This is a genomic window from Mesorhizobium sp. M0816, from assembly GCF_040320005.1.
In the GTDB taxonomy this organism is placed as follows: Bacteria; Pseudomonadota; Alphaproteobacteria; order Rhizobiales; family Rhizobiaceae; genus Mesorhizobium.
This window is the reverse complement of the sequence record NZ_JAMYOT010000044.1, coordinates 1-23046: the sequence shown is the minus strand read 5'-3', so window position 1 is coordinate 23046 and position 23046 is coordinate 1. Positions and strand designations below refer to the sequence as shown.

The window sequence follows — 23046 nt, the reverse complement described above, 5'->3', positions numbered from 1 at the left end:
TCACTTTTCGGCGCTGTTCCTTGCTGTTGACGGGAAGGTGAATCGGGCGCTCAGGCGGCTGCCGCCAGTCGGGCGTAGGTCAGGGCCCATTCGCGCTGGAACGGGCAGGCTGAGTTCATGGCCAGCTTGATGCGGCGCACCGAGATTGTGACCAGGGCGCCGATCTTGAACAGCTTGAGGCGGATGGTGGCGCAGCTTGCCCTGGCGAGGCGGGTGTTGGCCAAGCCGATGCGGCGCAGCGCACAAATCAGCACATAAGCCATTGAGGCGAACCAGAGCCTGAGCTGGTTGGCGCGCATGGTGGCCGCCGAGGTGCGGTCGGCGAACAGGTCGAGCTGGCATTCCTTGATGCGGTTCTCCATCTCGCCGCGGGCACAGTAGAGGTCCTCATAGAGGCTGCGGGCCGACCAGGCCTCGGCGGCGAGCGAGGTGACGACAAAGCGCGGGTTGGCCGCACCTTGCGTCCACTCGGCCTTGGCCACGACCCGGCGCCGGCAGCTCCAGCTCTTGCGGGTGGTCCACAGGAAGTCCTTGAAGCGGCGGGCGGGCCGGCTGGTGAGGATGCTCTCTGCTCTGGCCGCTTCCAGTTCAGCTCCGATGTGCCGGGCCAACCGGACATTGCGGGCCAGGCCGAACAGATAGTCGACGTCGTTGGTCTCGCACCAGGCCATCAGCTCCTCGCGGGCGAAGCCGGAATCGGCGCGCAGCACGATGCGGACCTTGGGCCAGTGGTCGCGCAACTGGCGCACGATGCGCTCGATCTCCTGAACCGAGCCGGCGGCGGCATCGATGTTGGCCGGCCGCAGCCTGGCGCACAGCAAATGATCGCCGCAGAAGATGTAGAGCGGCAGATAGCAGTAGTGGCCGTAATAACCGTGGAAGAACCGCCCCTCCTGGTTGCCGTGCAAGGGATCGTCGGTGGCGTCCAGATCCAGCACGATCTCCTCGGGCGGCGCCGCGTACGCGCCCATGAACAAGTCGATGAACAAAGCTTCGATCGCCGCCGGATCGTGGCTGATCTTGTGATAGCGCGAAGGCTGCGGCCGGCTCAGTTCCAGCCGGTTGAGCGTCGACTTGCCGGCCACGGCCGCGCATTTCTTGTGGCGGCGCGCCTGAAGCTTGCCGGCCAGCACCGCCAGCACCGGATCGTGGCGCAACTCGTCATGGTCGTTCAGGTCCTCGTAGCCGAGCGCGATGGCGAAGATGCGCTGGCCCACCAGCGTCTTCACCGCGTGCTCGATCAACGCGGCATTGCGGACGTCCACGAAGCAGCGGGCAAAGCGATCGACCAGTCCGATAGCCCGGTCCGCCAGCCCCAACAGAAGCGCGCCGGCGTCGGAGGTGATCGTTCCGCCGTCAAAGCCGGCCACCACGGAGCGCTTTTCAACAGGTGCAAAATCAAATCGTTCTGCGCTACACTCTGTTTGCATCGGGATGTTCCTCGATCAAAGCTAAGCTGTTGTCGCAAAACAACTTTCTCTGATTCGGAACCCCGATGCACTTCAACAATGTGAGATATTGGGGTTAGGTCAGTTGCTACCGGAGAGGGTCAGGATTTCGTGGGCGCGCCGCACCACAGGCGGATCAACCATCCTACCATCCAATGAGAATGCAGACAGTCCGCGGGCAGCGGCATCGTTCTCCGCTGCAACAACAGCGCGGGCCCACTCGACTTCCTGCGCGCTTGGCGAGAAAGCCTCATTAAATATGGCCACCTGTGTCGGATGGATCGCCAAGGCTCCGGCAAAGCCAAGCCGCCGCGCATGCGCCGCGGCTTCGCGAAGCTTATCAATGTCCGAGAACTCGCCGATGCTTCCGATGAAACCGAGCGGGAGCAATCCGGCCGCACGGGCAGCAAAAAGAACTGCAAGGTTCGGCGTCAACAGAAGGTCGAATTCCGGGGCGCCGCCGATAGCAGCACTGAAGTCTTCAGGACCAAGTGCCATTGCGACCATCCTTGGATGCGCCGAAGCAATGGCCGCGAGCCTTTGCAAGGCGCCCGGGGTCTCGATCTGGGCAAGGAACTGGATGCGTCCCAGCGGAAGATTTCTTTCTCGTTCAAATCCCGAAACCGCATTGGCGATCTCGGATACCCACTCTGCCGAGTCCGTCTTGGGAAGAACAAGTGCATCAACACCAGCCACAACGGCTGCATCGAGATCGGCCACTAACGCACGCAAACCAGGATTGACCCGGACCAAAACGGATGCACCCTTGCGGGCCACCTTTGCCACGGATTCAGAAAGCTGCCGCCGTGCCTCCTCCTTCTGATCCTCAGGAACGGAGTCCTCCAGGTCGAGGATGACGCCATCTGCCCCGCGCTCGTGGGCCGCCTCCACAAAGCGCGGAACGTGAGCGGGAACGAAGAGCAGGGATCTCCAGCGGGGTACAGACATCGCGCTTTCACCGGTTGGACCGGTGTCCTTGATCATGGAGTTACCTCTGCGGTCGATTTTAGCGAGGGCGTTGGGAATAAGCTTGCTGGGCGGCTGCACCGGGATGGCCTGAAGTATGCACGCTCTCTGCAAATCGCGAGCACGCCCACTTTGCCGAAAAGAGGCCGCTCACGCCGATGCGGCTCTTTCGCGCAAACGCCCCAGAACCTCTTCGCGGACAGCCTCGGTGTGGGCGCCAAGAGCCGGCACCGGGCGCAGCGAGGGGCGCTCAGAGTTGAAAATCGCCGCCGGCGCTATCGTCTCGACGGTTCCTTCGGGTGTGCCAACCTCGACCCTGCGAATGTGTGGATGCCTCGAAACATCCACCACTTCGTTCAGTCGGCCATATGCCAAGCCGGCCGCCTCGAGCTCCCGCATCGCTTCATGGCAGGACAGTTCACAAAAGCGCCTCTCAATGACCTCATCAAGCTCCGCACGGTGACCTAGGCGCTCCATGTTACCAGCAAAACCAGGTGCGCGTGTAAGCTCCGGCTGCTTCAGGAATTTCTCGCAGAAATTTACCCATTCGCGGTGATTTTGAACCGAAAAGATGAGTTCCTTGCCGTCAGCGCAACGATAGGCGCCATAGGGTACCAGCGACGGGTGCTTCACGCCGGCGCGTACGGTGTGATAGCCGCTGTAGTCGCTTTGCAGAACCGGAACATTCATCCAGTCGGCGATGGCATCGAACAGTGACACCTGGATGCTGGTGCCTTCGCCGGTGACCTCGCGGTGATAGAGGGCCTGAAGAATGGCGCTATGCGCTGTCATGCCCGCCGAGATATCACAAACCGAAACCCCTACACGCGCGGGCCCTTGTTGGTTGCCGGTGATTGCGCATAGACCTGTTTCGGCCTGGACGATGAGATCATAAGCCTTCAAATGGGAATACGGCCCTTTGTCCCCGAAACCCGAGATGTCGCAGGCGATCAGCCGCGGAAACCGTCGGCGCAGATCAGCAGACCCGAAGCCCAGTTTTTCGATACTACCCGGCTTCAGATTCTGGATAAAGACGTCGGCTTCGGCAATGAGCGTGTCGAGGAGCTCGCGGTCCGCCTCCAACCTCAGGTCTAGACACACCGACTCTTTACCCCGATTGAGCCAGACGAAGTAAGCGCTCTGCCCTCGAACCAACTTGTCATAGCTTCGAGCAAAGTCCCCTTCCGGCCGTTCGATCTTGATTACCCGGGCGCCGGCATCCGCAAGGCGAGACGACGCATAAGGCGCGGCCACGGCCTGCTCAACCGCAATAACTGTGATCCCCTCAAGGCTATTCTGCATTGGTGACACACCGCGTTTTTCACCCAACATTTTCAGTTGCTCGACGGTTCAGGATCGCGAGCAACCGGTTCTGTTCGTTCCCAACGATGGAAAATCCCTCGTCGACGCCCATTCCGGGCTTCGCGAGCATCATGTCGGCTTGGGTTGCCACCGAGACGTGGACAGAAGCTTGAGCGGAGAGATCCGTCTCGGTACAGCTCCCCCCAACATATGCCCCAACCCTATTCGCCTTGCAGATAAGAACGGCGCGCGCCGCATCGGCAATTGAGCCGACATCGGGTGTCTTGATTTGAACGAGATGCACAGCCTTCGCTTCAGCAAAGAGCCGGATATCCTCAAGCGTATTGCATCTCTCATCCACGACAATGCGCGCACTGGAATCCCGGTTGTCCAAAATCGACACGATCTTGGCGTAGTTCTCAATTTGAGCTTGCGTCGAACCAAAATCCGCCGGCGACTCGATGTTGATCGTAAAACCAGGAACGGCATCAGCAACCCTGCAGATGAAGTCTGCAATTCGCTGGGGTTCCAGGCCGATTTCCTGGCCGATCCAGCCATAGACGTCGAAATGCAGAACCGGCTGATACCCCGGGTGGCCGAGTTCGCGCGTACGCGTTGCGACCCACCTCACGAACTCCATGAAGGTCTGGCCAGCGGCGCCGAATTTCTGGCGTGAGTTGATCAGGCCGTGGGGAAGGACATCCACGGCTTTCAGGATCATCTTGTCGGCGTTGATTTCGCGAGCGTCGCCACTCTGGCAGTAAATCGGGACTCTAAGCGTTGGCAGCGGTAGGTTAAATTCACTGCAAACGATCTCCGCCATTGTCGTACGTTGAAGGTGGGCCGCTGCGCGAAGGAGCGCCTGGCTGACCCCGTACTCAATCGCGAGAGGTAACCGCTTGTGTTCGATAGGCTCGAAAACGTTCGCGCAGGCGTCAAGGTAGCGAGACACATCGACATCGAGAAGCCGCGGCACCACAACCCGCGACGTCAAATCCGAGATTTGAGCGGTTTCAAACAAAGCATCGCGTCCACCGGCACCAGAATACTGAACGCTCATCATATCGCCCCAAACAACAGTATCGTCGACAAGGACAAGCCCGACACTCAGCGAACAAGCCGGAACGCGAATGGATTGGAAGTCGGGCGTGATGGGATCGCCCACATAGACAAAACCGTCCTGCGAGGCACCGGCTCTTATAGCTGCCTGATCGTCGTAGAAAAACGCGCCGTTTCCTGGCGCGAGGAGCACGTCTTTGATCTGCACTTCAGTTCGCTCGATTTCTGTCGGACAGCGTTGACGAACGGACCCCAGTTCGATCCGATACCCGCCAAGTATGTGCCACTTGGCATGGGGTCCGCCAATATAATGTTCCGGACAGTGCCATCGCGTTTTGAGATGACTGATACCTCACTTGTAGGGCGGCGTCGCTCTTTTTGTTCTTTGCAAACCGTGCGCCATACGGCGGCTGCCCTCGATGCTTCCTAGGCTCCTCATCCATCCTTTCAGTCCAGCCGAACTGTCGGTATGTGGAGGAACTAGCCCAGCCGGCCGGCCCTTTGAGAAGGAGTAGCAAGGACCAAATGGGGCGAGTTCGTCTAGATGTGGAAGTCCTGGCGCGCCCTGGAAGCGACAGTTCACTCCTCGAAAAAATGGTCACGTGCTGGTTGAAGTCACACCGCCACACAAGTCAAGTGATATACGCAAAAAAAATTTTGCGGAGCTCAGTATATTCGGAAGTACATTAGAAGACAATTCGCGGCCAATTGATTCCAGCCTCCTGTCGCTACGCCACATCGCGACAGTTATTGACGACCAGCGCGACACTCTCCGTAGAAGAATTCAAAGAGGCCGAGCCTAACTTCCGACAGTATACCGAAGTCTTCAACGTTGCCGGACAACCTTCGGTGTCGTTACCTTTGGCATAGAGCGCCAGCGGATTGCGAATCGGCATTCAAATTGTCGGTTGTTTTGGCGACGAGGCCACGCTGGTCCATTTGGCGGCGACCTGAGGAGGCCTTGCCCCTGGAGCGGCCGGCGACCAGAGTCCGTTTTGAACTTCAGGGATGAGGGTTCCGCGGATAAGCCCCATCGCGACGAGGATCATGGCGTGAGAGACGTCGATGCGCTTTTCTAGTCGCGCACGAGGCGGCGCCATCTTGTCATCCCGCCGAAGGTGCGCTCGACAACCAGCGCTCAGCTGCTTGATCGTCGGAGATGTTCGAGCGCCCAGGCCATGCGAAATGCTCTTTCCTCGGCTACGCCAGGCCCATGAGACGCGCCGCTGTGGCCGCCGACCTTCCGCATGCGGAAGACCAGCTCGGGATCGCGATCGGCAGCACAAGTTCGACGCTGCGCCACATAGCGAGCCGGCTGATAATAAAGCACCTGGCCGTCATCGAGCGCGGCGTCGACATATGTCGGCGGAAGCGGGCGATCGGCGCTGAGGTTGTAGTAGGGGTCGTAGCTGCGCAGGTACCGATACTCATCAGGGATGTGGGGATCTCCATATTCCGCCCTTTCCACTAGAGCCCACGGCATCGCGGCATCCATCTCGGTATCTAGAATATCCGCGAGCGGAACCTCGGCAAGCACGGCGCGGAACAAGTCCGGCCGCAAGGCGGCCGTTGCAAGCACAACGCCCCCGCCGGCGCTGGCTCCCTCGATGACGATCCCGTCGCGGGTGGCGAAACCCTGCCCAACAAGTCCCTCGGCAGCGGCGATCAGATCTGTATGGGTGGTGCGTTTTCGTTCAGCCATGGCCGCCTCGTGCCAAGGGCGACCGAGTTCACCGCCACCACGGACGTGCACGATGCCGAAAGCAACTCCGCGATCGAGAAGGCTTAAGCGAGCAGTCATGAATGAAGGCCAATTCTTGAACGACGGCCATCTTGATGACCCGTAACAGCCGTAGACGCGAAGTACGACCGGCCCAGGGCTCGTTCGGTCCCGCCGAGCAACAAGCGAAATCGGTATCTCAACGCCGTCTTCCACTTCCACCATCACAACCTGCGAGACGTATAAAGCAGGGTCAAACCCTGGTATATCGGCCTGGTACAAGGTCACCGAACGGTCGTCATCGAGATCATGCTCGATTACAGCGTCAGGCGTCACAAACGAGCTAATTGAATAAACCAACTTCGAGCTTCCGAACAGATGCCGTGCAACCGAATGCGCCCCCCCTGCAGACAAGCCGACTTTAAGAGTGCAACTCGGCTCGTTGGGAACGATCGTTATCCCAACACGCCCGCTTCCGTCACGTGAGACCAGGCGAGGACGCAGGCCTTCTCGTTCCAGGACAACCAAGTGCTTCTCAAGGACGTGAACTTCCTCGAGAGTCACGCCTGCTCGATGCGGGATGATCTCCTCCCAGGACGACGGTGACGGGTCATCTATCGGCGAGCGCACGAGCCGGCCATAGGGCCCAGCGTCGTTCACCCGAAACAGGAACCTGTCGCCCCAATGCTCGGCATAGATCTCGTGTCCGTTTCCCCGCCTCACAATCCGGCGCCACTTACCCCCCGGTTCGTCGGCAGGAAGACACCATACCTCTGTAGCACCGACATGAACGGGATAGGCAAACAGGTCGAGGAACAACCAAGCGCCACTATCAGAACGCCGAACCCGTACTTCCAATTGCTCGTTGGTTTCCTCGAAGGCTACCTCAGAAATCGCCGTTGCGACATCCAGGCGGATAAGCTCATGACATTGTTGTCGGCTAGGTCGCTCCCGCGAGAAAAACAGAGTGTGACCATCCGCGGCCCAGGCTACCCTCCTAACCTTCTTCGAGCCTTGCCAGACGTCTTGGCCGGTCTCCATGTCCCGAACCCTAAGCTCGTAATTCTCGTTCCCGATGACATCGAAGCTGAAGGCCACGTAACGCCCGTCGTCACTCGGCTCGAAGACACCGAGCAGGTAAAAGACGTCTGCGCCTTCAAGCACGTTCGGATCGATTACAAGCTCGGCCGGATCTCCGCCTATCGGCCGGCGCCACCACGACGGATGAGCCAGGCCCGGCTCGTGTCTTTGGAAGTACTCGAAAGGCCCAACTTGCAACGCTGGTGGGGTGCCCTCGCGAGGCTGACGCCCTTCAATCTCGGCAATGATCTCCGCCTTAAGCGCTGAAAGGTGAGTTGTCGCTTGCTCCGCATAGCTGTTCTCGGCTTCCAGATACGCGCGCACATCGGGGTTCTCCCGGTCGCGGAGCCAGCGATACGAGTCCATCGTGACGTCGTCATGAAGCACCCGAATCCGTGGCTCGGCACGAGGAAGAGGTGGCTGAAGGCGCTTGTCTCCCATCAGACGGCCCTCATCTGAAAACTGGAGTATTTTGCCGTAGCAATCAGCAAACGATATAGTTTGTACATTAATGTTCCTCCTGGGAGATAGCGTGCAAACCGTTCAGCTCGCCATAGCTCAAATTGCCAAACACCTTCCTTTTTATGATTTTGGCAGCATCGCGTTCGGCGCGTAGTAATGCTTGCTGTCGGACGGACAGAAAGCGCACATGGCAAGGATTCATGCGGTTCTTAACCATTCTTCAATACTGCATCTCATCCACCGCCAATTAGCCCGTAACACAGGCTATGGCCTCACATACCCTAGATCGCGCGGCAACTTCCTTGCCTTGCTACTGATCAGATTTGCAAGGTCATCTCGGAATTGACAAGCATAGAATGAAGACCCCGGCTATCAAGAATCCAGATGGTCAGTCCTCACCGGTGTCCGACACGGTGCACGCGTGCGAAGGCTGCCTGAGGTGCGAGGTCGAAGTGCGTTGGCAAAGGCGTTTAATGCTGACGAGAATCTCGTCGGGGGATTTCAATACAAAGCCGTCAGCCTTCACTTCGCCAGCAGGCGGACATGTGCTGTGGCCCGACTTCGATGGCCGGCGGTTCGTCCACCTTGCAGAGGTCAAAGGCAAGCGGGCAACGCGTATGGAAACGACAGCCCTTTGGCACGCGCGCGGCGCTTGGAACCTCACCCTGCAGGGCCGGCATCTCGGCGCGGCCTGCGTTGCCGCCAATCTGCGGGGTGGCATTGCGCAAGGCGATGGTATACGGATGGCGAGGGTTGAATGTGATCTCGTCGGCGCTCCCGATCTCGACCAATTTTCCAAGATACAAGACAGCAATCCTGTCGGCGATCAACCATGCGAGTGGCAAGTCGTGGGTAATGAACAGCAGCGCCATGTTGTGTTTGGCGCGCAGGTCAACCAGGACCTGAAGAATCTGTGCGCGTATTGAGACATCGAGCATCGAGACAGGTTCATCAGCAACGATGAGCTCTGGCTTAACGGCGAGCGCTCCGGCAATCACAACCCGCTGGCGCTGCCCGCCAGATAGTTCATGTGGGAAGCGGGCGAAGAAATCATTGGGAGGATTGAGGCCGGCCGACGCTAGAGCTTCGCTGACCCGCTCGGTGAGTTGGGTGGCGTTGTCGATCAGCCGCAGTGACCGCAACGGCTCTGCCACGATGTCGAAGACGGTGTGTCGCGGATTGAGCGCCTGATAAGCGTCCTGGAAAATCATTTGCACGCGATGGCGGTAAGGACGCAAGGCCGAGGAGCCTTGAACTGACGTCATGTCGCGGCCTTCGAATAGCATGCTGCCGCCGGTCGGCTGGGCAAGCTTGGTGATGACGCGGCCCACCGTGGTTTTGCCGCTCCCCGATTCCCCGACCAGGGCGACGATCTCACCCCGTCCGACGTCGAGGTCGATCCCGTCCACCGCGCGCACAGCGCCAGCAGGTCGGCCCAGGACACGGTCGAACAGCCCGCCCTGGATAGGAAAATGGACCTGCAGCCTCTCCAAACGCAGGAAATCGGCGGTGTCAGGCATGAGCTGCGACCTTGGCTTCTTGCGAGGACCGGTGAAGGTGACAGGCGACGCGTCCCCGCCCAAACTTATCGAGACTGGGGACTTTGGTCGCGCAAATCCCCATGACCGACGGGCAACGGGGATGGAAGGCGCAGCCTGAGGGTCGATTCACCAAGTTGGGGGGATCACCGGGTATTGGCCGGATAATCTTTTTGCCGTTCGCCGGGTTCGGGATCGAGTCGATCAGCAGGCGGGTGTAGGGATGTTTGGGCTGGGCGAAGATCTCGGCGACAGTGCCATCCTCGACGATCCGGCCCGCGTACATGATCATCACGTGATCACAACACTCAGCCACCACAGAAAGGTCGTGGGTGATCAAAATGAGGGCAAGGCTAAGCCTCGATCGCAACTCACCCAGCAGCTTCAGAATTTGAGCCTGTGTGATGACGTCGAGCGCCGTGGTGGGCTCGTCGCCGATGATGATTGAGGGGCGACACGCGAGCGCCATGGCGATCATCACCCTTTGGCGCATACCGCCCGACAACTCGTGGGGATAGGCGGTGCCGCGATCCGCTGGGATGCCGACGAGTTCGAGCAGCTCACTTGCCCGCGTGGTCGCCTCGCCCCGCGACATGCCGAGCTTCAGCATGCATGGCTCGGCGATTTGCTTGATGATGCGGTGAACGGGATTGAGCGCATTCATCGCGCCCTGGAAGACAACGGACGTTTCGCTCCAGCGATGTGGCCGCATCGCCGCATCATCATCGATCGGCAGTAGGTTACCACGATAGCGCACTTGGCCGCCGCTGACCCGCGCGTTGGGCGATAGTAGGCCAGCGATCGCCATCGCGGTCGTGGTCTTGCCACTGCCTGATTCACCGACGAGGCCAACGGCCTCTCCGGCCCGAAGCGCGAAGCTTACGCCGTCGATTGCTCGCAATGAAACGCCCTTGAGCCCATAGTCGACAGAGAGCCCGTCGACTTCCAGAAGCGGAGCCTTCTCCTGGGAGGAGTTTGTCATGGGATCACCCTCCGCCGTGGATTGAATGTGTCGTCGAGGGCATTGCCAATCAGGACGAAGCTAAGCGAAACCGCAAGCGCGCAAAATCCAGGGGCGCCGAGGTACCACCAGGCGCCAGCGCTCGCCGCACCGGCGCGCTGGGCGAGCGACAGCAAAGTGCCCCATGAAGGCTGCAACGGATCGCCAAGCCCGAGGAACGAGAGCGAGGTCTCGACATAAATTGCGCCGGCGACGACCAGAGCCCCATTGGCTGCTATTTGCGGCACGAGATTGGGGAGGATGTGCCTCACCATGATGCTCAGATTGCTGCTGCCCGCAACGCGCGCGCGATCAACGAACGTTCGCTCCCTGAGTGACAGTGTCTGGCTCCGAACGATGCGCGCGACAAAGGCCCAGCTCGTCATCCCGATAACGACAATGATCACCAAGAGGGAAGGACGGAAGCCGAGAATTTCTCCGCCGCGCCCCATCACCTCGAGAACCACGGGTGTGATGACCAGCGCCAGCACGAAGGACGGCATGACAAAAAAGAAGTCCGTCAAGCGCATCAGCCAGAGGTCAACCCTGCCACCATAGTAGCCAGCCGTCATACCGATCGTAGTCCCGACGACGAGGCTGATCACAGTCGCCAGTAGCGCAATCGTGAGTGAGATCCGGGCGCCATGGACGATCAGATTGAGCACGTCCCGCCCGACTTCGTCCGTGCCGAGCAGATGCTCGCCTGATGGGGGCACGAGGAAATCGCCGGTTGCATTGATCGCAGTCTGGAGCGGTCCAACCAGAATATTGGGGACCGCTGCCACAGCGAGGAAGAATAACAGACACAGCAGGCCAAGCCGAGCACCGCCATGCCCAAGAAACTGGCCTAGAAAGGCCTTGATAGCACGCGCCCGGCTACGCGGGAAATACCGAACTGTACTTTCACTCATTGTCGGACCCTCGGATCAAGAAGGCCGTAAGCAAGATCGGCTACGAGGTTTGCGATAACAATCGAGGCACCGAGCAAGAGGAATACTCCTTGAAGGACTGGATAGTCCCGTGCATTGAGCGCCTCCACCGTCAGGCCGCCGATCCCCGGCCAGGCGAAGACAGCTTCAACGGTGATGGCACCGGCAACCACGTAACCGAGATTGAGGGTAATCAAAGTTACGACCGGCAGCATCGCATTACGAAATGCATGATGCATGAGCATCTGACCATTGGTGAGTCCCTTGGCCCGTGCGGTTACCATGTAATCCTCGGTGACAACGTCGCTCATCGCGGCGCGAGCGACCACGACGTATTGGCCGATGAGTCCAAGGGCCACCGCGGTGACCGGGAGCGCGAGATGCCGTAGGTGATCGAGTAACGAGTCAATAGAACCGAGGGTTGCGCCGGGTGAATATGCACCATACCCCGGAAGCCAGCCCAACGACGTGCTGAAGATCACAACCAGGATCATACCGAGCCAGAACGACGGCGTTGAATAGAGGGCCAGTGAGGCCCCCGTGACAATATGGTCTACAGACCCTCCCCTGCGCCAGCCCGCATAGAGGCCGAGCAGGACCCCACAAAGGATAGCGATCAGCTGGGCCAGGCCTACCACGACAATGGTGGCCGGCAGCCGCTCCAGGATGAGGTCGGCGACATGCCGGCCTCTGAACTTGAAGCTATAGCCCAAATCGCCCTGGAGAGTCGCTGACAAGTAGTCGACCATCTGGTCGGGAAACAGCGGCCGGTCAAGGCCCCAGATCTGGCGCTGCGCCTCGATCTGCTCAGCGGTCACACTGATGCGCGCCCCCTCAAGCAGAAGCGATGCAGGGTCGCCTGGAATGACCCTGAACAGAATGAAGTTCAGCGTCGCCACCATCAGAAGCGTCATTACCGCCCTGATCAGGATCCTTCCAATACGTCGGCTCGTCCGGCCTCCGATTCCAGGGTTAGCCATTGTGTGGCTTCAAGCGATCGAACGGGAAATAGCCCCAGTCCGACACCGCGTCCTCCGTCCCCCAGCCCTGGAAGCAATCGTTCCGATAGGCGGCGAGCCCTTTGGGGTAGCTCAGTATGATATAGGGTGCTTCGGTGTAGATGAGGCGCGCCGCCTGCTCGACCAGTAACTGGCTCTTCTTGAGGTCGACAATACGATCCACTTCCGAAAGGTATTTGTCGAATTTCTCGTTGGTCCAGTACGAACTATTGTTCAGACCGATGGCCTTACTGCTCCCCAAGCTAAGGAGGTCGTGAGGCGAGGTAGACAGCCAGGTGCTGGCGACAAGCAGATCCCAGCCTCCGCCGCCGTCCGCCGGCGCCTTGGTGCGGGCACCAAGCGCACCGGAGTCGAACTGGGTTACCGATACGGGAATGCCAATTTGGGCCAACCAGCCCGCGATGAGCTGCACGGCTGCGATCGGAATCTCGTACACACCCGAAAACTTTCCTGTGATCAGCTCAAGCTGGAAGCTGTTTCCCTCCTTGTCCTCCCGGACACCATCGCCATTCGTATCCCGATATCCAGCCTCGTCGAGCCGGCGACCCGCCTCTGCGAGATCGAAATGGCGCCTGATGTCGCCCAGGTCCGAGTAGTATTCGGCGGCCACCGGCATTACAATTCCGACACCAGGATCGGCGTGTCCGCGATAGGCCCGATCGACAATCGCCTTCTGGTCGATCGCATAGCCGATCGCGTCGCGAAACGCTGGATCCTGCAGGGCCATTGTGCTGCCCGCCCCGTTCGCGGACGCCGTGTTGAAGGCTAGGTAATCCCGCTGCTCGTTGCGCGATTCATAAACCTTGATGTCGGGATCCTTCGAGAGGTCGGCCCACTGGGCAGCCGTCACTTTACCATGGTCAAGACTACCGCTCTTCAAACCCTGGGCAATTGGATCTTGCGTGGTGAAGTATTGGATAATCATGCCGGCTGTTTTCGGCTTCCCGGTGCGGAAATACGGATTAGGCATGAGGCGCACAAACTGACCTTGCTGAAATTCCGCAACGATCATAGGCCCAGTTCCCACCAGCGGCGGGTCGTTGTGGAAAGTGCTGCGCGCATCCGAGTAGCTGATGTCCGTCCAAATGTGCTCGGGAACGATTAGAAGGTAGTTGTCAATTGGCCAACGCGTAGGAGTCTTGGTTACGACCTGCAAAGTCTCGTCATCGATGGCGGTCACGGATGCAATTTCTTCCATGCCGTTCGTGCTGTTTTGGCCAATATTCAGTTCGTCGGGCTTGCCTATGGAGCCGAGCAGATAGTTATAAGTGAAAGCGGCGTCCCTGGCGGTGGCGGGTTCCCCGTCCGACCACTTCATGCCGGGCCATATCTTGACTGTCCAGGTGAGACTGTCATCAGCAACGGACCACGCCTTGGCATATCCCTTCCGATCATCGTGTCGCTGGGCGTCCACACCGACCAAGGAGTCATAGGTAAAGAACAGAGGCCAAGCCGAGCTCCAGGTCGCGAACGGATTCAGCGAATCGGGAGCGCCCGTTGAGCTGATGCGCACAATATGGTCGTCGCAAGACGAGGCGAATGCCCTCGAGCGCAGCACAAAAGGTGAGGCGGCTGCTCCCACTAGAAGCGCCTTCGCAAGCGCGCGTCGGTTGAGGTACGAATTCATTCTTTTCTCCCCTTTAGCTTAGGCCGCGCCGGTTTCGCTGCTTGCAGCGGCAATTCCGGGACTGGTGCCCCACACTAGCGATTGTGGTGCCGCGGCATCATTTTTCTAGATTGAAGCTACGTTACTGATTCCTGGCCGGCAAATATTGAATCGAGACCACAGCCATCCAAGAATTAGATGGCGCCTCTCGCACCGTCTTTTCCGGTGACACTCGAGGCCTTTGGTCCGGTGCAAGTATGCCGCCAAAGCGGATTTCTCCGCTTATTGGGTCCTCCACCGTTCCCGAGACCAAAATCACGGAGTGGTCGGCATAGCGCACCGGTAGGAACAGACAGCGACCAGCTTTCCGGTCGGTGTCCCGCGCATTCTTTGCCGCCGTTACCCCGTCGCTTTCGCGGCGGGCCTGGGTCTCGGTGCGGCGATACGTCCACCGTTCATACCGCTCTTGATCGCGCTAAGCACATCTTGCGACCAACGTGAGAGTATCGAGGCCCTGAGGGGTGCCCGCATATGTGCGAAGGAACTGCTCCTCCGACAGCACACCGACTTTGCCCTTCTCTTCGATCACCAGGCGACCTATCGCAAGGACCGGACCGGCGCCTTGCGCTTTGCCTTCGTCATGCCCGGCTATGCCACCATCCTGTGCCCGAGGACGTGGATTACCGTGCCGCACGCGGTCTCAATCATAGGCTGTTCGACAGCCAGCTCATGGGCGACGGGCTCGCCGCCCATGAGAGAGCTTGGCCATCATCGGGCTAGCCGGCGTCGGGAAGAGTTGGTTTGCCTGCGCCATCGAACACAAGGCTTGCCGTGACAATCGCTCGGTACTATACACCCGGCTGCCCGCCTGATCGATTACCTGTTCCTGGCCAAGGGCGATGGCCGCATTGCCGCGCCCATGAAAAGCCTCGCAGGGTCGATCTCGTTATCCTCGACGATTGGGGGCTTAAACCGCTCGACGACAATGCCCGCCACCACCTGCTCGAAATCCTCGAAGATCGGTACGGCGTCGCTCAACGCCGGTGACCAGCCAGCTCCCGGTGGCCCGTTGGTTCGACATCGGGAATCCCAGCTACGCCGATGCTATGCTCGATCGCCTCATTTGCAACGCTCTCCCGCTCGAACTCAGTGGCGAATGCATGCGCAGGGCCCTCATCTCCGCTGCCACTTGACCGAACCGCAAACACAGTGACATTTTGACCCGACGATCAGGTGCTCCACCTGCGCGGCATCACTTCGGAATGCCGGGCGCGATCAAATCGGACGGTGCGCCCGATCGTCAGAATCCGCAGAAGCTTCGCAGCCCACATCAATCTCGCAGCTGCCGTCATAAACCACGCTGAATATCAACAAGCCTTAGTTCGATTGACGACATTCTGTGCTCAGAACCAGACATCCCCAGGCGCGGCAAGTATTAAGCTGGCCGAGGGTGCCCCCTCATTTTTGTGCTCCTTGCTCGCGACACCTTTCGTGGCATGCCAATTGCGAGGGCATCACCAGAGACCTGTTCCGACAGTGGCCGTCGCGCTGTTTCAAACCCAGGAGGTCACATGACACTCGCCCACGCAATACTGGCTGCGCATCCCGTGGGACGCGCCAGCGGTGCTGGGGCTGCCTGCCGACCGGCGGCATCTCGCGTCCGGCAGCAACCTTCAGTCCGCAGTGCACAAAGTGCTGATGACACTGTTGATCACCTTCTGACAGGCTGGTCTGTAGTGCTCGCGCAGGTAATCGGGGCACCGCGCAAATCCGAGCGAGTCACCGTCCCACCGATTAAACATCAAAGGAGTAGCTCATGCGAGTAGCCGTTGTTACGAACAGAGACGTTACGGGCGTGATTAACCGGTTCGGCCAGCCTTTGCCGCAGCCGCCGGAGCCTTTGACAGAGTGGCAATGCGACAGTGTGGTGCCGGCGCTGCAAGAAGGCGGCCACGAGGTGCTGCTGTGTGAGGGTGATAAAGGCATGCTAACTACGCTTGAGCGGTTCATGCCACCCGATTCGCAAGGCCGCCCTTCAGGATTCGTCTTCAACTTGGCTTGTGGAATTCAGGGCGAGTCCCGTTTCTCCCACGTTCCTGCCATGCTCGAGATGGCCGGCGTTCCTTACATAGGAGCGAGCCCGCTCGGACATGAGCTTGCTAACGACAAGGTCGTCACCAAGATACTCATCCGCGACCGCGGTGTGCCGACGCCGAAATTTCGAGTGATGCATCGAGGCGATGAGAATACTGGAGACCTGAGATTTCCAGTGGTAGTGAAGCCGCCTCGTGAAGGTGACAGCTTCGGATTGCAGCTCGTACATGAACCTGCTGAGCTAAAGCGGGCCGTAGAAGTGATTGTCGAGCAGTATGGGCAGGAGGCGCTCGTTGAAGAATACATTGAGGGGCGGGAAATCACCGTTCCGCTGCTTGGAAACGGAGAAGTCGAGGTATTGCCTCTTGTGGAGCCGGACTTTGGCGACCGCCCAACACGTCTTATGACTTTTGAGGCAAAGTATGTGGCGGCTGCGGCGCCGCCGAAGATTTGCCCGGCACAGATCGGGAGCGGGCTTGCTACGGTCCTGCGGGATATTTCGATTGCGACATTCCGCGCCTGCAAATGCCGGGACTACGCCCGCGTCGACATCCGGATCGACCGCTCCGGCCAGCCTTTTGTCCTAGAGATCAGCGCCAATCCGTCCCTCGCAAAGCGCTCATCGTATTGCGTGGCTGCGAGCACGGCCGGACACAGCTACTCGAGCTTGATCAATCGCATCCTGGATATCGCCCACACGCGGTATTTCGGAACCGCTATCTGCCAAAGCCGAACGTGACTTTGCGCCTTCCGCCTAGGGCCAGATGAAGCGGCCGGGTCTCTCCGGCCGAGAGGTCAGCCTCGCGCCGAGAGACGGCGATCAGCATCGCGGCATCTAAGGTCTTGCCGCGAGAAGCAGACCTCGACGGCCTCAGGCAACCTGAGCATTCGATGGGTGTGCCTGAACCGCAACTAACCCTCGCGTAGCCTTCCCCAGGGTGTTGGAAGGGTGTTCCGGGGGCGGGTAACGGATCCGGTCGTGGGGTATGAGCGCAGCGCGCTGGCGAACGGCGCCGGCGCATCGCGGGCGACCCGCGCCGCGCCTCACGCCTGCTCGCGCGGCTCCGGCCACTACCGCGCATGCCGTCATCTCGTCGCAAGAAGACACCAATCTGCAAACTGAATTGGACGCCCGCGGCCACGGCCTGTTTACTGCCGATCGAGGACATGGCATTAATTGCAGCCGCTTGGGCACTTCAAATGAACGCATGCTTTTTTGCAGCAGTTAACGTAACGATCGCAACGCCTGGCGTCCAGATTGAATCTGCCATTCTTATGCGAAGCGTTGTTCTTATTCGCCAGATAGAAGCTGACCCCACGAAAACTCCGTTGGTTTTCTTGGATCGTTCACTGGCAGGCTGAGATGACCGCGCGCCACCCCAAGCTGATCGACGCGAGTGGTCTCAGGGATGTGCCTGAACGGCTCCAGGACATCATCCGACGTCGGGACACGGTGCTCGGTCCTGGCTACCAGTTTTCCGAGACGATTCCGGTGGAGTTTGTCTCGAGTTTTGGTGCCCACCTAATCGACAGCGACGGCGATGACTATCTCGACGCGTATAACAACGTTCCGGGCGTTGGCCACGCGCACCGGCATGTTGTGGACGCCGTTTCCCGCCAGTTTGCCGCAATCAACACTGATACGCGCTACCCCCAGGAGCCACTGGTTGCGTATGCTGAGCGGCTACTTGCGACATTCCCAGCTGAGCTGTCGAAGTTAAGCTTGCCCTGCACTGGATCCGAAGCAAATGATCTCGCAATTCGGGTCGCGAGATTTCATACTGGCGGCGATGGTATCATAGCTACTCGTTGGGCGTTTCACGGTCGCACTCGTGAGGTCGCGAGCTTTTCCCCAATGCTGGGCGCAGGATCCCCGCTCGGACCTAACGTCCGACTCATTGCCGCTCCTGACCCCAGGCTCTGCGGAGCAGAACGATCGCTCGCGGAGTATATGCGGGATCAAGTGCGTTCCGCAATTATTGATCTCGAGCGGCATGGATACAGGCTAGCGGCGTTGATCGTCGATTCCGCGTTCACGTCCGACGGCATTTTTACTCACCCAGTAGGCTTCATGCAGGCAATGGTCGACGAAGTTCACGCCGCTGGTGGCCTCTACATTGCTGACGAGGTTCAATCGGGGTTCGCTCAGTTCGGAGATTGGATGTGGGGGTTCAGTCGGCACTCGGTGATTCCCGATATCGTCACGATGGGCAAGGCGATGGGGAACGGTTTCCCCATCTCTGGCGTCGTCTTCCGCCCGGAGGTATCTGACGAATTCGGACAGAAGGTCAGCTACTTCAACACACTGGGTGGCCGATCGATTTCTGTAGCTGCCGCTTCCGCGGTGCTCGATGTGTTCGAGCAGGAGAAGGTGCGTGAACGCGTAGTCGTCAACGGCGCGACCCTGCTGTCAGGGCTTGAAACGCTGACACGGGATTCTCCCTATGTCGCGGAAATCAGAGGCAGCGGCCTGTACCTTGGTGTCGAGATCGTCAAGGACAGAGGGACGATCGAGCCCGATCCCATTCGTTGCGAAAGCATCATCAAGGACCTCCGCGATCGTCGAGTTCTGATCAGCCGAACCGGCCCCGCGGGTAACGTGTTGAAAGTTCGCCCTCCAGTCGCTTTTACCGCTGCCGATGTGTCTCGATTCCTTGAGACCTTTGCCATCGTAGCGAAACAGCGGCTCTAGAAGGCTCTAGCAACATGAACAAATCACCCGACGCGATGATGCAACGGCTCCTGGAGGAGAGCAGCCTGGTTTCATCAAGCCAGCCTATCGACTCCTTGCTGTTGAAAAACATGCTTAAGAGGCACTATGGGCTAAGTGGACACGTTGAACGATTGAGCAGTGAAAAGGGCCATACGTTCAGGCTCAAAGCCGATGCGAGTGAGTACCTCGTAAAGGTGTCACCGTCCGACGAGCCCGAGCCAGTTACGGCGTTGCAGATTGCGGCGATACGTTATCTTGATGATACCGCTCACGCCCTGCCGATCCAGCGGATCAAGGCTACCCTTGATCGAAGGGATAGCGTTCCAATCGACTTGGGTGGTGGCACCTGTCGAATACTAAGCGTCTTCTGCTTTGTCGAAGGCCTGTTATGGGAGCAAATGGATGCCAACGCTGAGCACTTGACCAAGCTGGGAGACATGCTCGGGCGAGTTAACAGTGCGTTGCGATTATTTGGGCATCCAGCCGCCGCGCGCAGCTTAGTATACGACATTGGGCAGTTTCACCGTTGGGCTGGACTTGTTGATTACACGCCAGACCCAAAGCGCCGACTGCTGGCTCAACGGTCCTTCAAGCTCTTCGAAGAAGTCGTCCTGCCGAGGCTGTCCAGTCTTGAAACGCAAGTGATCCACGGGGATTACGCTCCCAACAATGTCGTGGTGGACCCGCTCAGTGATGTCTTCGTGAAGGCCATCCTTGACTTTGGTGACACTGTCCACACCGCAGTCATCTTTGACCCTGCCAATCCTGTCGCGCATCTGATCGGTCGCACTCAGGATCACCCTTGGCAAGATGCCCTTGCTTTTGTCGCGGGGTACGAGCAGAGCCGGCCGATAAACGAGTCAGAACTTCCACTTTTGCCAGTTGCGGCTCTCGCGCGGCTCACCATGCTCGCGTTGATCAGGCACTGGAAGGCAGAGCGCGCGCCTGACCAGAGCGAGGAGCTACTCGCTGGTGCTGAGTATTACTGGACAAACCTAGAGCGAGCCATGGCCGTACCACTGGATGACGTTATCGCGCGATTCCGCCACCGCGCTGCTGAATCTCGTGCGTGAGCGCAGCGACCGGAAGCGGAGGCGGCTCGAGCGAACACCGTGGACTGCGCGGGAAAGACTGCATGAATGTCTTAGTTACAGAGAGTGGCGCCGAAATTCTCAGCCAGACGCCCCACTTATTGGGAGCCCCGATCGGAATGATGAATGCAGCCGGATGGCGGCTGGCGCCGTTCAATGGTCGCCTTCAAGGCTGCCATCGTCAGCCGCGCATCGACCGATCGGCTAATGGCGCAGCCGGCGATCATGCGGGAACAGGCGTCGAGAATGACTGCGACGTAGACGAAGCGGGTCGGCAGCGCGACATAGGTTATGTCGGACACCCAGAGCTGGTTCGGGCCGGTTGGAACGATGTCCCTGGCCAGGTTGGGGAAGATCGGGCCATCATGATCGCTGTCGGCGGTGGCCACGAAGCGCCGCCTGATCCTGGGCTGCAGATCATGCTCGCGCATCAGGCGCCGGATCTTCTTGTGGCTCACGACGAGGCCTTGCTGACGCAGCGCAGCGCCGACACGGCGATAACCGTAGAACTCGAACTCGTCGCTGATCGAGAACATTGCCTCGACGATCGCGGTGTCGTCGGCCGCGTTCTCCAGGGGATCGTAGTAGGTGGAGCGCGCGATTCCCATCAACCGGCATCCTTCGGCAACGCTGATGCCGCAGGGCCGGCGATGACGGATGTAGTCCCGCTTCTCGGCCGCGGTGCGTTTCTCAGAGCCCCCTTTAGAAACTCAGTTCCAGAGCCTGCTTACCGACCAACCGTTCGAGCGCTGCGATCCGGGCTTCGTATTCCTGGATCAGGTCAGCGGCCTGCGCATCATCGTCGAACGCTCCTTGCTCATATTTGCGGATCCAGATGCGAATCAGGTTGCGCGAGACATCGTGATGCTTAGCCAAGCCGTGCAACGTCTCGCCGGCGATGAACTCCTGCGCGACCTGGCGTTTGAACTCGATGCTGTGACTGCGGTGGTTTGCCATGGGTTCTCTCTCCGAAAAGCCGGAAGGCTGGTCAATCCGCACATCCCGATCTGTCCACCCTCAGGAGCGCACTCCAGAGACCCAATTTTGCACGCCGATTCAACACAGACGAAGCAGTCATGCCGGTTCCGAGTTTATATCAGAACGAGATGTTGACGATCAGCAAACTGAATTTGACCTCAGTATCCGCGACGGAAGATAGTCCCGGTGCCCCTCTGCTCCTGATTGCAGGATGCGTCGACAATAGTCTGGCAAAAGTGATTTCGAAGGAAGCTGAACGATGAGCGAAGCACCGCACCTAACGTTTAATATCGACGCGCCTGGTTTGAGCACAGGGCATCTTGCTGTTCCCAAAGGTACCGACTGCGAAGCTCTTTCGATCCCGGTCTTCAGCCTCAATAGAGGCGAGGGACCACGCCTTCTTATCACTGGAGGAAATCACGGCAATGAATTGGAGGGGCCAATAGTTGCTCGACGGCTTATTGAGTGGCTGCCCGAAGTCCAAACTTGCGGGAGAATTCTCATCGTACCGGTGCTAAATCCGCCGGCCGTGCGCGCATGGAGCCGAAACACGCCGGTCGACGGCTTAAACCTCAATCGAATGTTTCCGGGGCGCGCCGATGGATCGGTAAGCGAGCGAATTGCAGATGCGGTTTGTCGAGTGCTGGTGCCAGAGGCCGATACCGTATTTGATCTGCATAGCATGGGACCAAGGTGGGATTCTGCGCCTGCGGTTATTACGCATCCTATTGCTGATGCCGATCTCATGGCCAAGACACTCCATCTGGGAGAGTCCTTCAAATTGCCGGTAACATTGCTTTGGGAACATGACCAGACGGCTGGCATGTTCGATACTTGGGTGCATAGCCAGGGCAAGGTATTCATTTGTACTGAATTTGGCGGTGGCACCGTTGGCTTCGAAGATCTGAAAATCTATGAGACTGGCGTACGCAACGGTCTAATTGCGCTCGGACTGATCGAGGAAACAGTAGACATTCCGACCTACCGTCAGCAGAAGTTTAGTCAAACACTTGAAACGTTATTGTCCGACAAGGTAACATCACCAGCGGCGGGCATCTTCGAACCTCGATGCTCAGTGCTGCAAAAAGTGCAGCAGGGAGACTTAATCGGGAAGTTGCATCCGATGAATTCAGTGTCGGCCGACTCCGTCGATATCCGCGCGCCTTCAAACTCAATTGTCTGCACTATCAAATCGGGTGCGCATGTCATCGTTAATGAAGAGGTGGCCATTATAGCGAGACCTCTCAAACGGTGAAAGTTGTTTTTGAGTTTCGATGTTACCAGGCAGAACAGGGCGCCTTTTCAATGGGTAGGCAAGTGGCTGCCATGGTCATCAGAAGTGGCCGGAGGGCCCACGGCATTTTCCGCTCCAACTGACCCAGCCATAAAGACGAATGAGTACCTACCGGCGCGACAGCCGCATTGCTAGGCTTGTTCGGCACCAGAATCTCCCGTCTCGCGAACATCGTGTTCACGAAATTTGTTGCAGGCCATGTTAGACCTATTCGCAAATGACGTCGGCGAAATGCACAGCTTTTGACCTGCCACGGGTAATTTCCTCCAGTTGGGATTAGAGTCCGGCCTCGTTTGAAGGACGGACTGATGAAGAGAAAGCGATTTACGGAAGAGCAGATCATCGCGGTTTTGCGCGAACACGAGGCGGGGGCGAAGGCGGGCGATCTGGCCCGCAAGCACGGGATCTCGGAGGCGACGCTGTATAATTGGAAGGCCAAATATGGCGGGATGGAGGTGTCGGACGCCAAGCGGCTGAAGGCGCTGCAGGAGGAGAACGCGAAGCTGAAGAAGCTGCTTGCCGACCAGATGCTGGAAGCCTCGGCGCTGCGCGAGCTTCTTTCAAAAAAAATGGTAGGGCCAGTCGCCAAGCGCGAAGCCGTCGCGCATCTGAGGGCCGCCATGGCCTGTCGGAGCGGCGGGCCTGCTCGATCGTCGCTGCCGACCGCAAGATGATCCGTTACCGGTCCTGCCGGCCGCCTGAGACGGAACTGCGCGGCCGCTTGCGAGATCTTGCCAATGAGCGCCG

General features: G+C 58.9%; 17 protein-coding genes and 3 pseudogenes. 7 read left to right on the top strand and 13 right to left on the bottom strand.

Annotated features, from left to right (window positions below; genetic code table 11):
- Positions 1-50: 50 nt before the first annotated feature.
- The 11 genes and pseudogenes from NKI17_RS33710 to NKI17_RS33660 all read right to left on the bottom strand — a co-directional run bounded on the left by NKI17_RS33710 (position 51) and on the right by NKI17_RS33660 (position 14150).
- Positions 51-1430 carry an IS1380 family transposase gene (locus NKI17_RS33710; RefSeq protein WP_352907531.1) on the bottom strand — a complete coding sequence of 460 codons (1380 nt, stop codon included), beginning with the start codon at positions 1428-1430 and terminating at the stop codon, positions 51-53.
- Between the two features lie 99 nt (positions 1431-1529).
- A complete protein-coding gene (locus tag NKI17_RS33705; RefSeq protein WP_352907530.1) occupies positions 1530-2432 on the bottom strand; it encodes an HpcH/HpaI aldolase/citrate lyase family protein in 903 nt (300 codons plus the stop codon).
- Between the two features lie 132 nt (positions 2433-2564).
- Entirely contained in the window at positions 2565-3716 is a 1152-nt protein-coding gene (locus NKI17_RS33700; RefSeq protein WP_352907543.1) for a CaiB/BaiF CoA transferase family protein, read from the bottom strand.
- A gap of 19 nt (positions 3717-3735) precedes the next feature.
- Positions 3736-4983 (bottom strand): methylaspartate ammonia-lyase, encoded by a 1248-nt coding sequence (locus NKI17_RS33695; protein WP_352907529.1) that lies wholly within the window; start codon positions 4981-4983, stop codon positions 3736-3738.
- Positions 4984-5803: 820 nt separating this feature from the next.
- Positions 5804-5907: pseudogene (locus NKI17_RS33690) on the bottom strand (IS5/IS1182 family transposase); the annotation flags it as partial.
- 6 nt (positions 5908-5913) lie between these two features.
- Positions 5914-8016, bottom strand: coding sequence for a prolyl oligopeptidase family serine peptidase (locus tag NKI17_RS33685; protein WP_352907528.1), 2103 nt, complete (start codon positions 8014-8016; stop codon positions 5914-5916).
- A gap of 536 nt (positions 8017-8552) precedes the next feature.
- Positions 8553-9557, bottom strand: coding sequence for an ABC transporter ATP-binding protein (locus tag NKI17_RS33680; RefSeq protein WP_352907527.1), 1005 nt, complete (start codon positions 9555-9557; stop codon positions 8553-8555).
- Positions 9550-10557, bottom strand: a complete 1008-nt coding sequence (locus NKI17_RS33675) for an ABC transporter ATP-binding protein (RefSeq protein ID WP_352907526.1) — start codon at positions 10555-10557, stop codon at positions 9550-9552. Before NKI17_RS33675 ends, NKI17_RS33680 begins: the two co-directional genes overlap by 8 nt.
- Positions 10554-11486, bottom strand: coding sequence for an ABC transporter permease (locus NKI17_RS33670; RefSeq protein WP_502894695.1), 933 nt, complete (start codon positions 11484-11486; stop codon positions 10554-10556). Before NKI17_RS33670 ends, NKI17_RS33675 begins: the two co-directional genes overlap by 4 nt.
- Positions 11483-12484 (bottom strand): ABC transporter permease, encoded by a 1002-nt coding sequence (locus tag NKI17_RS33665; RefSeq protein WP_352907523.1) that lies wholly within the window; start codon positions 12482-12484, stop codon positions 11483-11485. The genes NKI17_RS33670 and NKI17_RS33665 overlap by 4 nt, the downstream gene beginning before the upstream one ends.
- A complete protein-coding gene (locus NKI17_RS33660; RefSeq protein ID WP_352907521.1) occupies positions 12477-14150 on the bottom strand; it encodes an ABC transporter substrate-binding protein in 1674 nt (557 codons plus the stop codon). The genes NKI17_RS33665 and NKI17_RS33660 overlap by 8 nt, the downstream gene beginning before the upstream one ends.
- A 740-nt stretch (positions 14151-14890) precedes the next feature.
- Between NKI17_RS33660 and NKI17_RS37215 the strand changes: the two genes are divergently transcribed.
- From NKI17_RS37215 to NKI17_RS33640, 5 genes and pseudogenes are all read left to right on the top strand, one after another.
- Complete coding sequence (locus NKI17_RS37215) at positions 14891-15001, top strand: ATP-binding protein (RefSeq protein WP_502894694.1); 111 nt, start codon at positions 14891-14893, stop codon at positions 14999-15001.
- Positions 14961-15322, top strand: a pseudogene (locus NKI17_RS37210) (ATP-binding protein). Before NKI17_RS37215 ends, NKI17_RS37210 begins: the two are co-directional and overlap by 41 nt.
- A 623-nt stretch (positions 15323-15945) precedes the next feature.
- Positions 15946-16962, top strand: coding sequence for a D-alanine--D-alanine ligase family protein (locus NKI17_RS33650; RefSeq protein WP_352907520.1), 1017 nt, complete (start codon positions 15946-15948; stop codon positions 16960-16962).
- A gap of 624 nt (positions 16963-17586) precedes the next feature.
- Positions 17587-18915, top strand: coding sequence for an aspartate aminotransferase family protein (locus NKI17_RS33645; RefSeq protein WP_352907519.1), 1329 nt, complete (start codon positions 17587-17589; stop codon positions 18913-18915).
- Positions 18916-18929: 14 nt separating this feature from the next.
- On the top strand, positions 18930-20009 hold the full coding sequence (locus NKI17_RS33640) for a phosphotransferase (RefSeq protein WP_352907518.1): 1080 nt from the start codon (positions 18930-18932) through the stop codon (positions 20007-20009).
- A gap of 116 nt (positions 20010-20125) precedes the next feature.
- On the opposite strand, the gene NKI17_RS33635 is transcribed toward NKI17_RS33640, so the two are convergent.
- Positions 20126-20662 carry an IS3 family transposase gene (locus NKI17_RS33635; RefSeq protein ID WP_352907542.1) on the bottom strand — a complete coding sequence of 179 codons (537 nt, stop codon included), beginning with the start codon at positions 20660-20662 and terminating at the stop codon, positions 20126-20128.
- A gap of 67 nt (positions 20663-20729) precedes the next feature.
- Positions 20730-20984, bottom strand: a complete 255-nt coding sequence (locus NKI17_RS33630) for a transposase (RefSeq protein WP_352907517.1) — start codon at positions 20982-20984, stop codon at positions 20730-20732.
- A gap of 280 nt (positions 20985-21264) precedes the next feature.
- On the opposite strand from NKI17_RS33630, the gene NKI17_RS33625 reads away from it, so the two are divergent.
- Positions 21265-22260 carry a succinylglutamate desuccinylase/aspartoacylase family protein gene (locus NKI17_RS33625; protein WP_352907516.1) on the top strand — a complete coding sequence of 332 codons (996 nt, stop codon included), beginning with the start codon at positions 21265-21267 and terminating at the stop codon, positions 22258-22260.
- A gap of 347 nt (positions 22261-22607) precedes the next feature.
- A pseudogene (locus tag NKI17_RS33620) lies at positions 22608-23046 on the top strand (transposase); the annotation flags it as partial.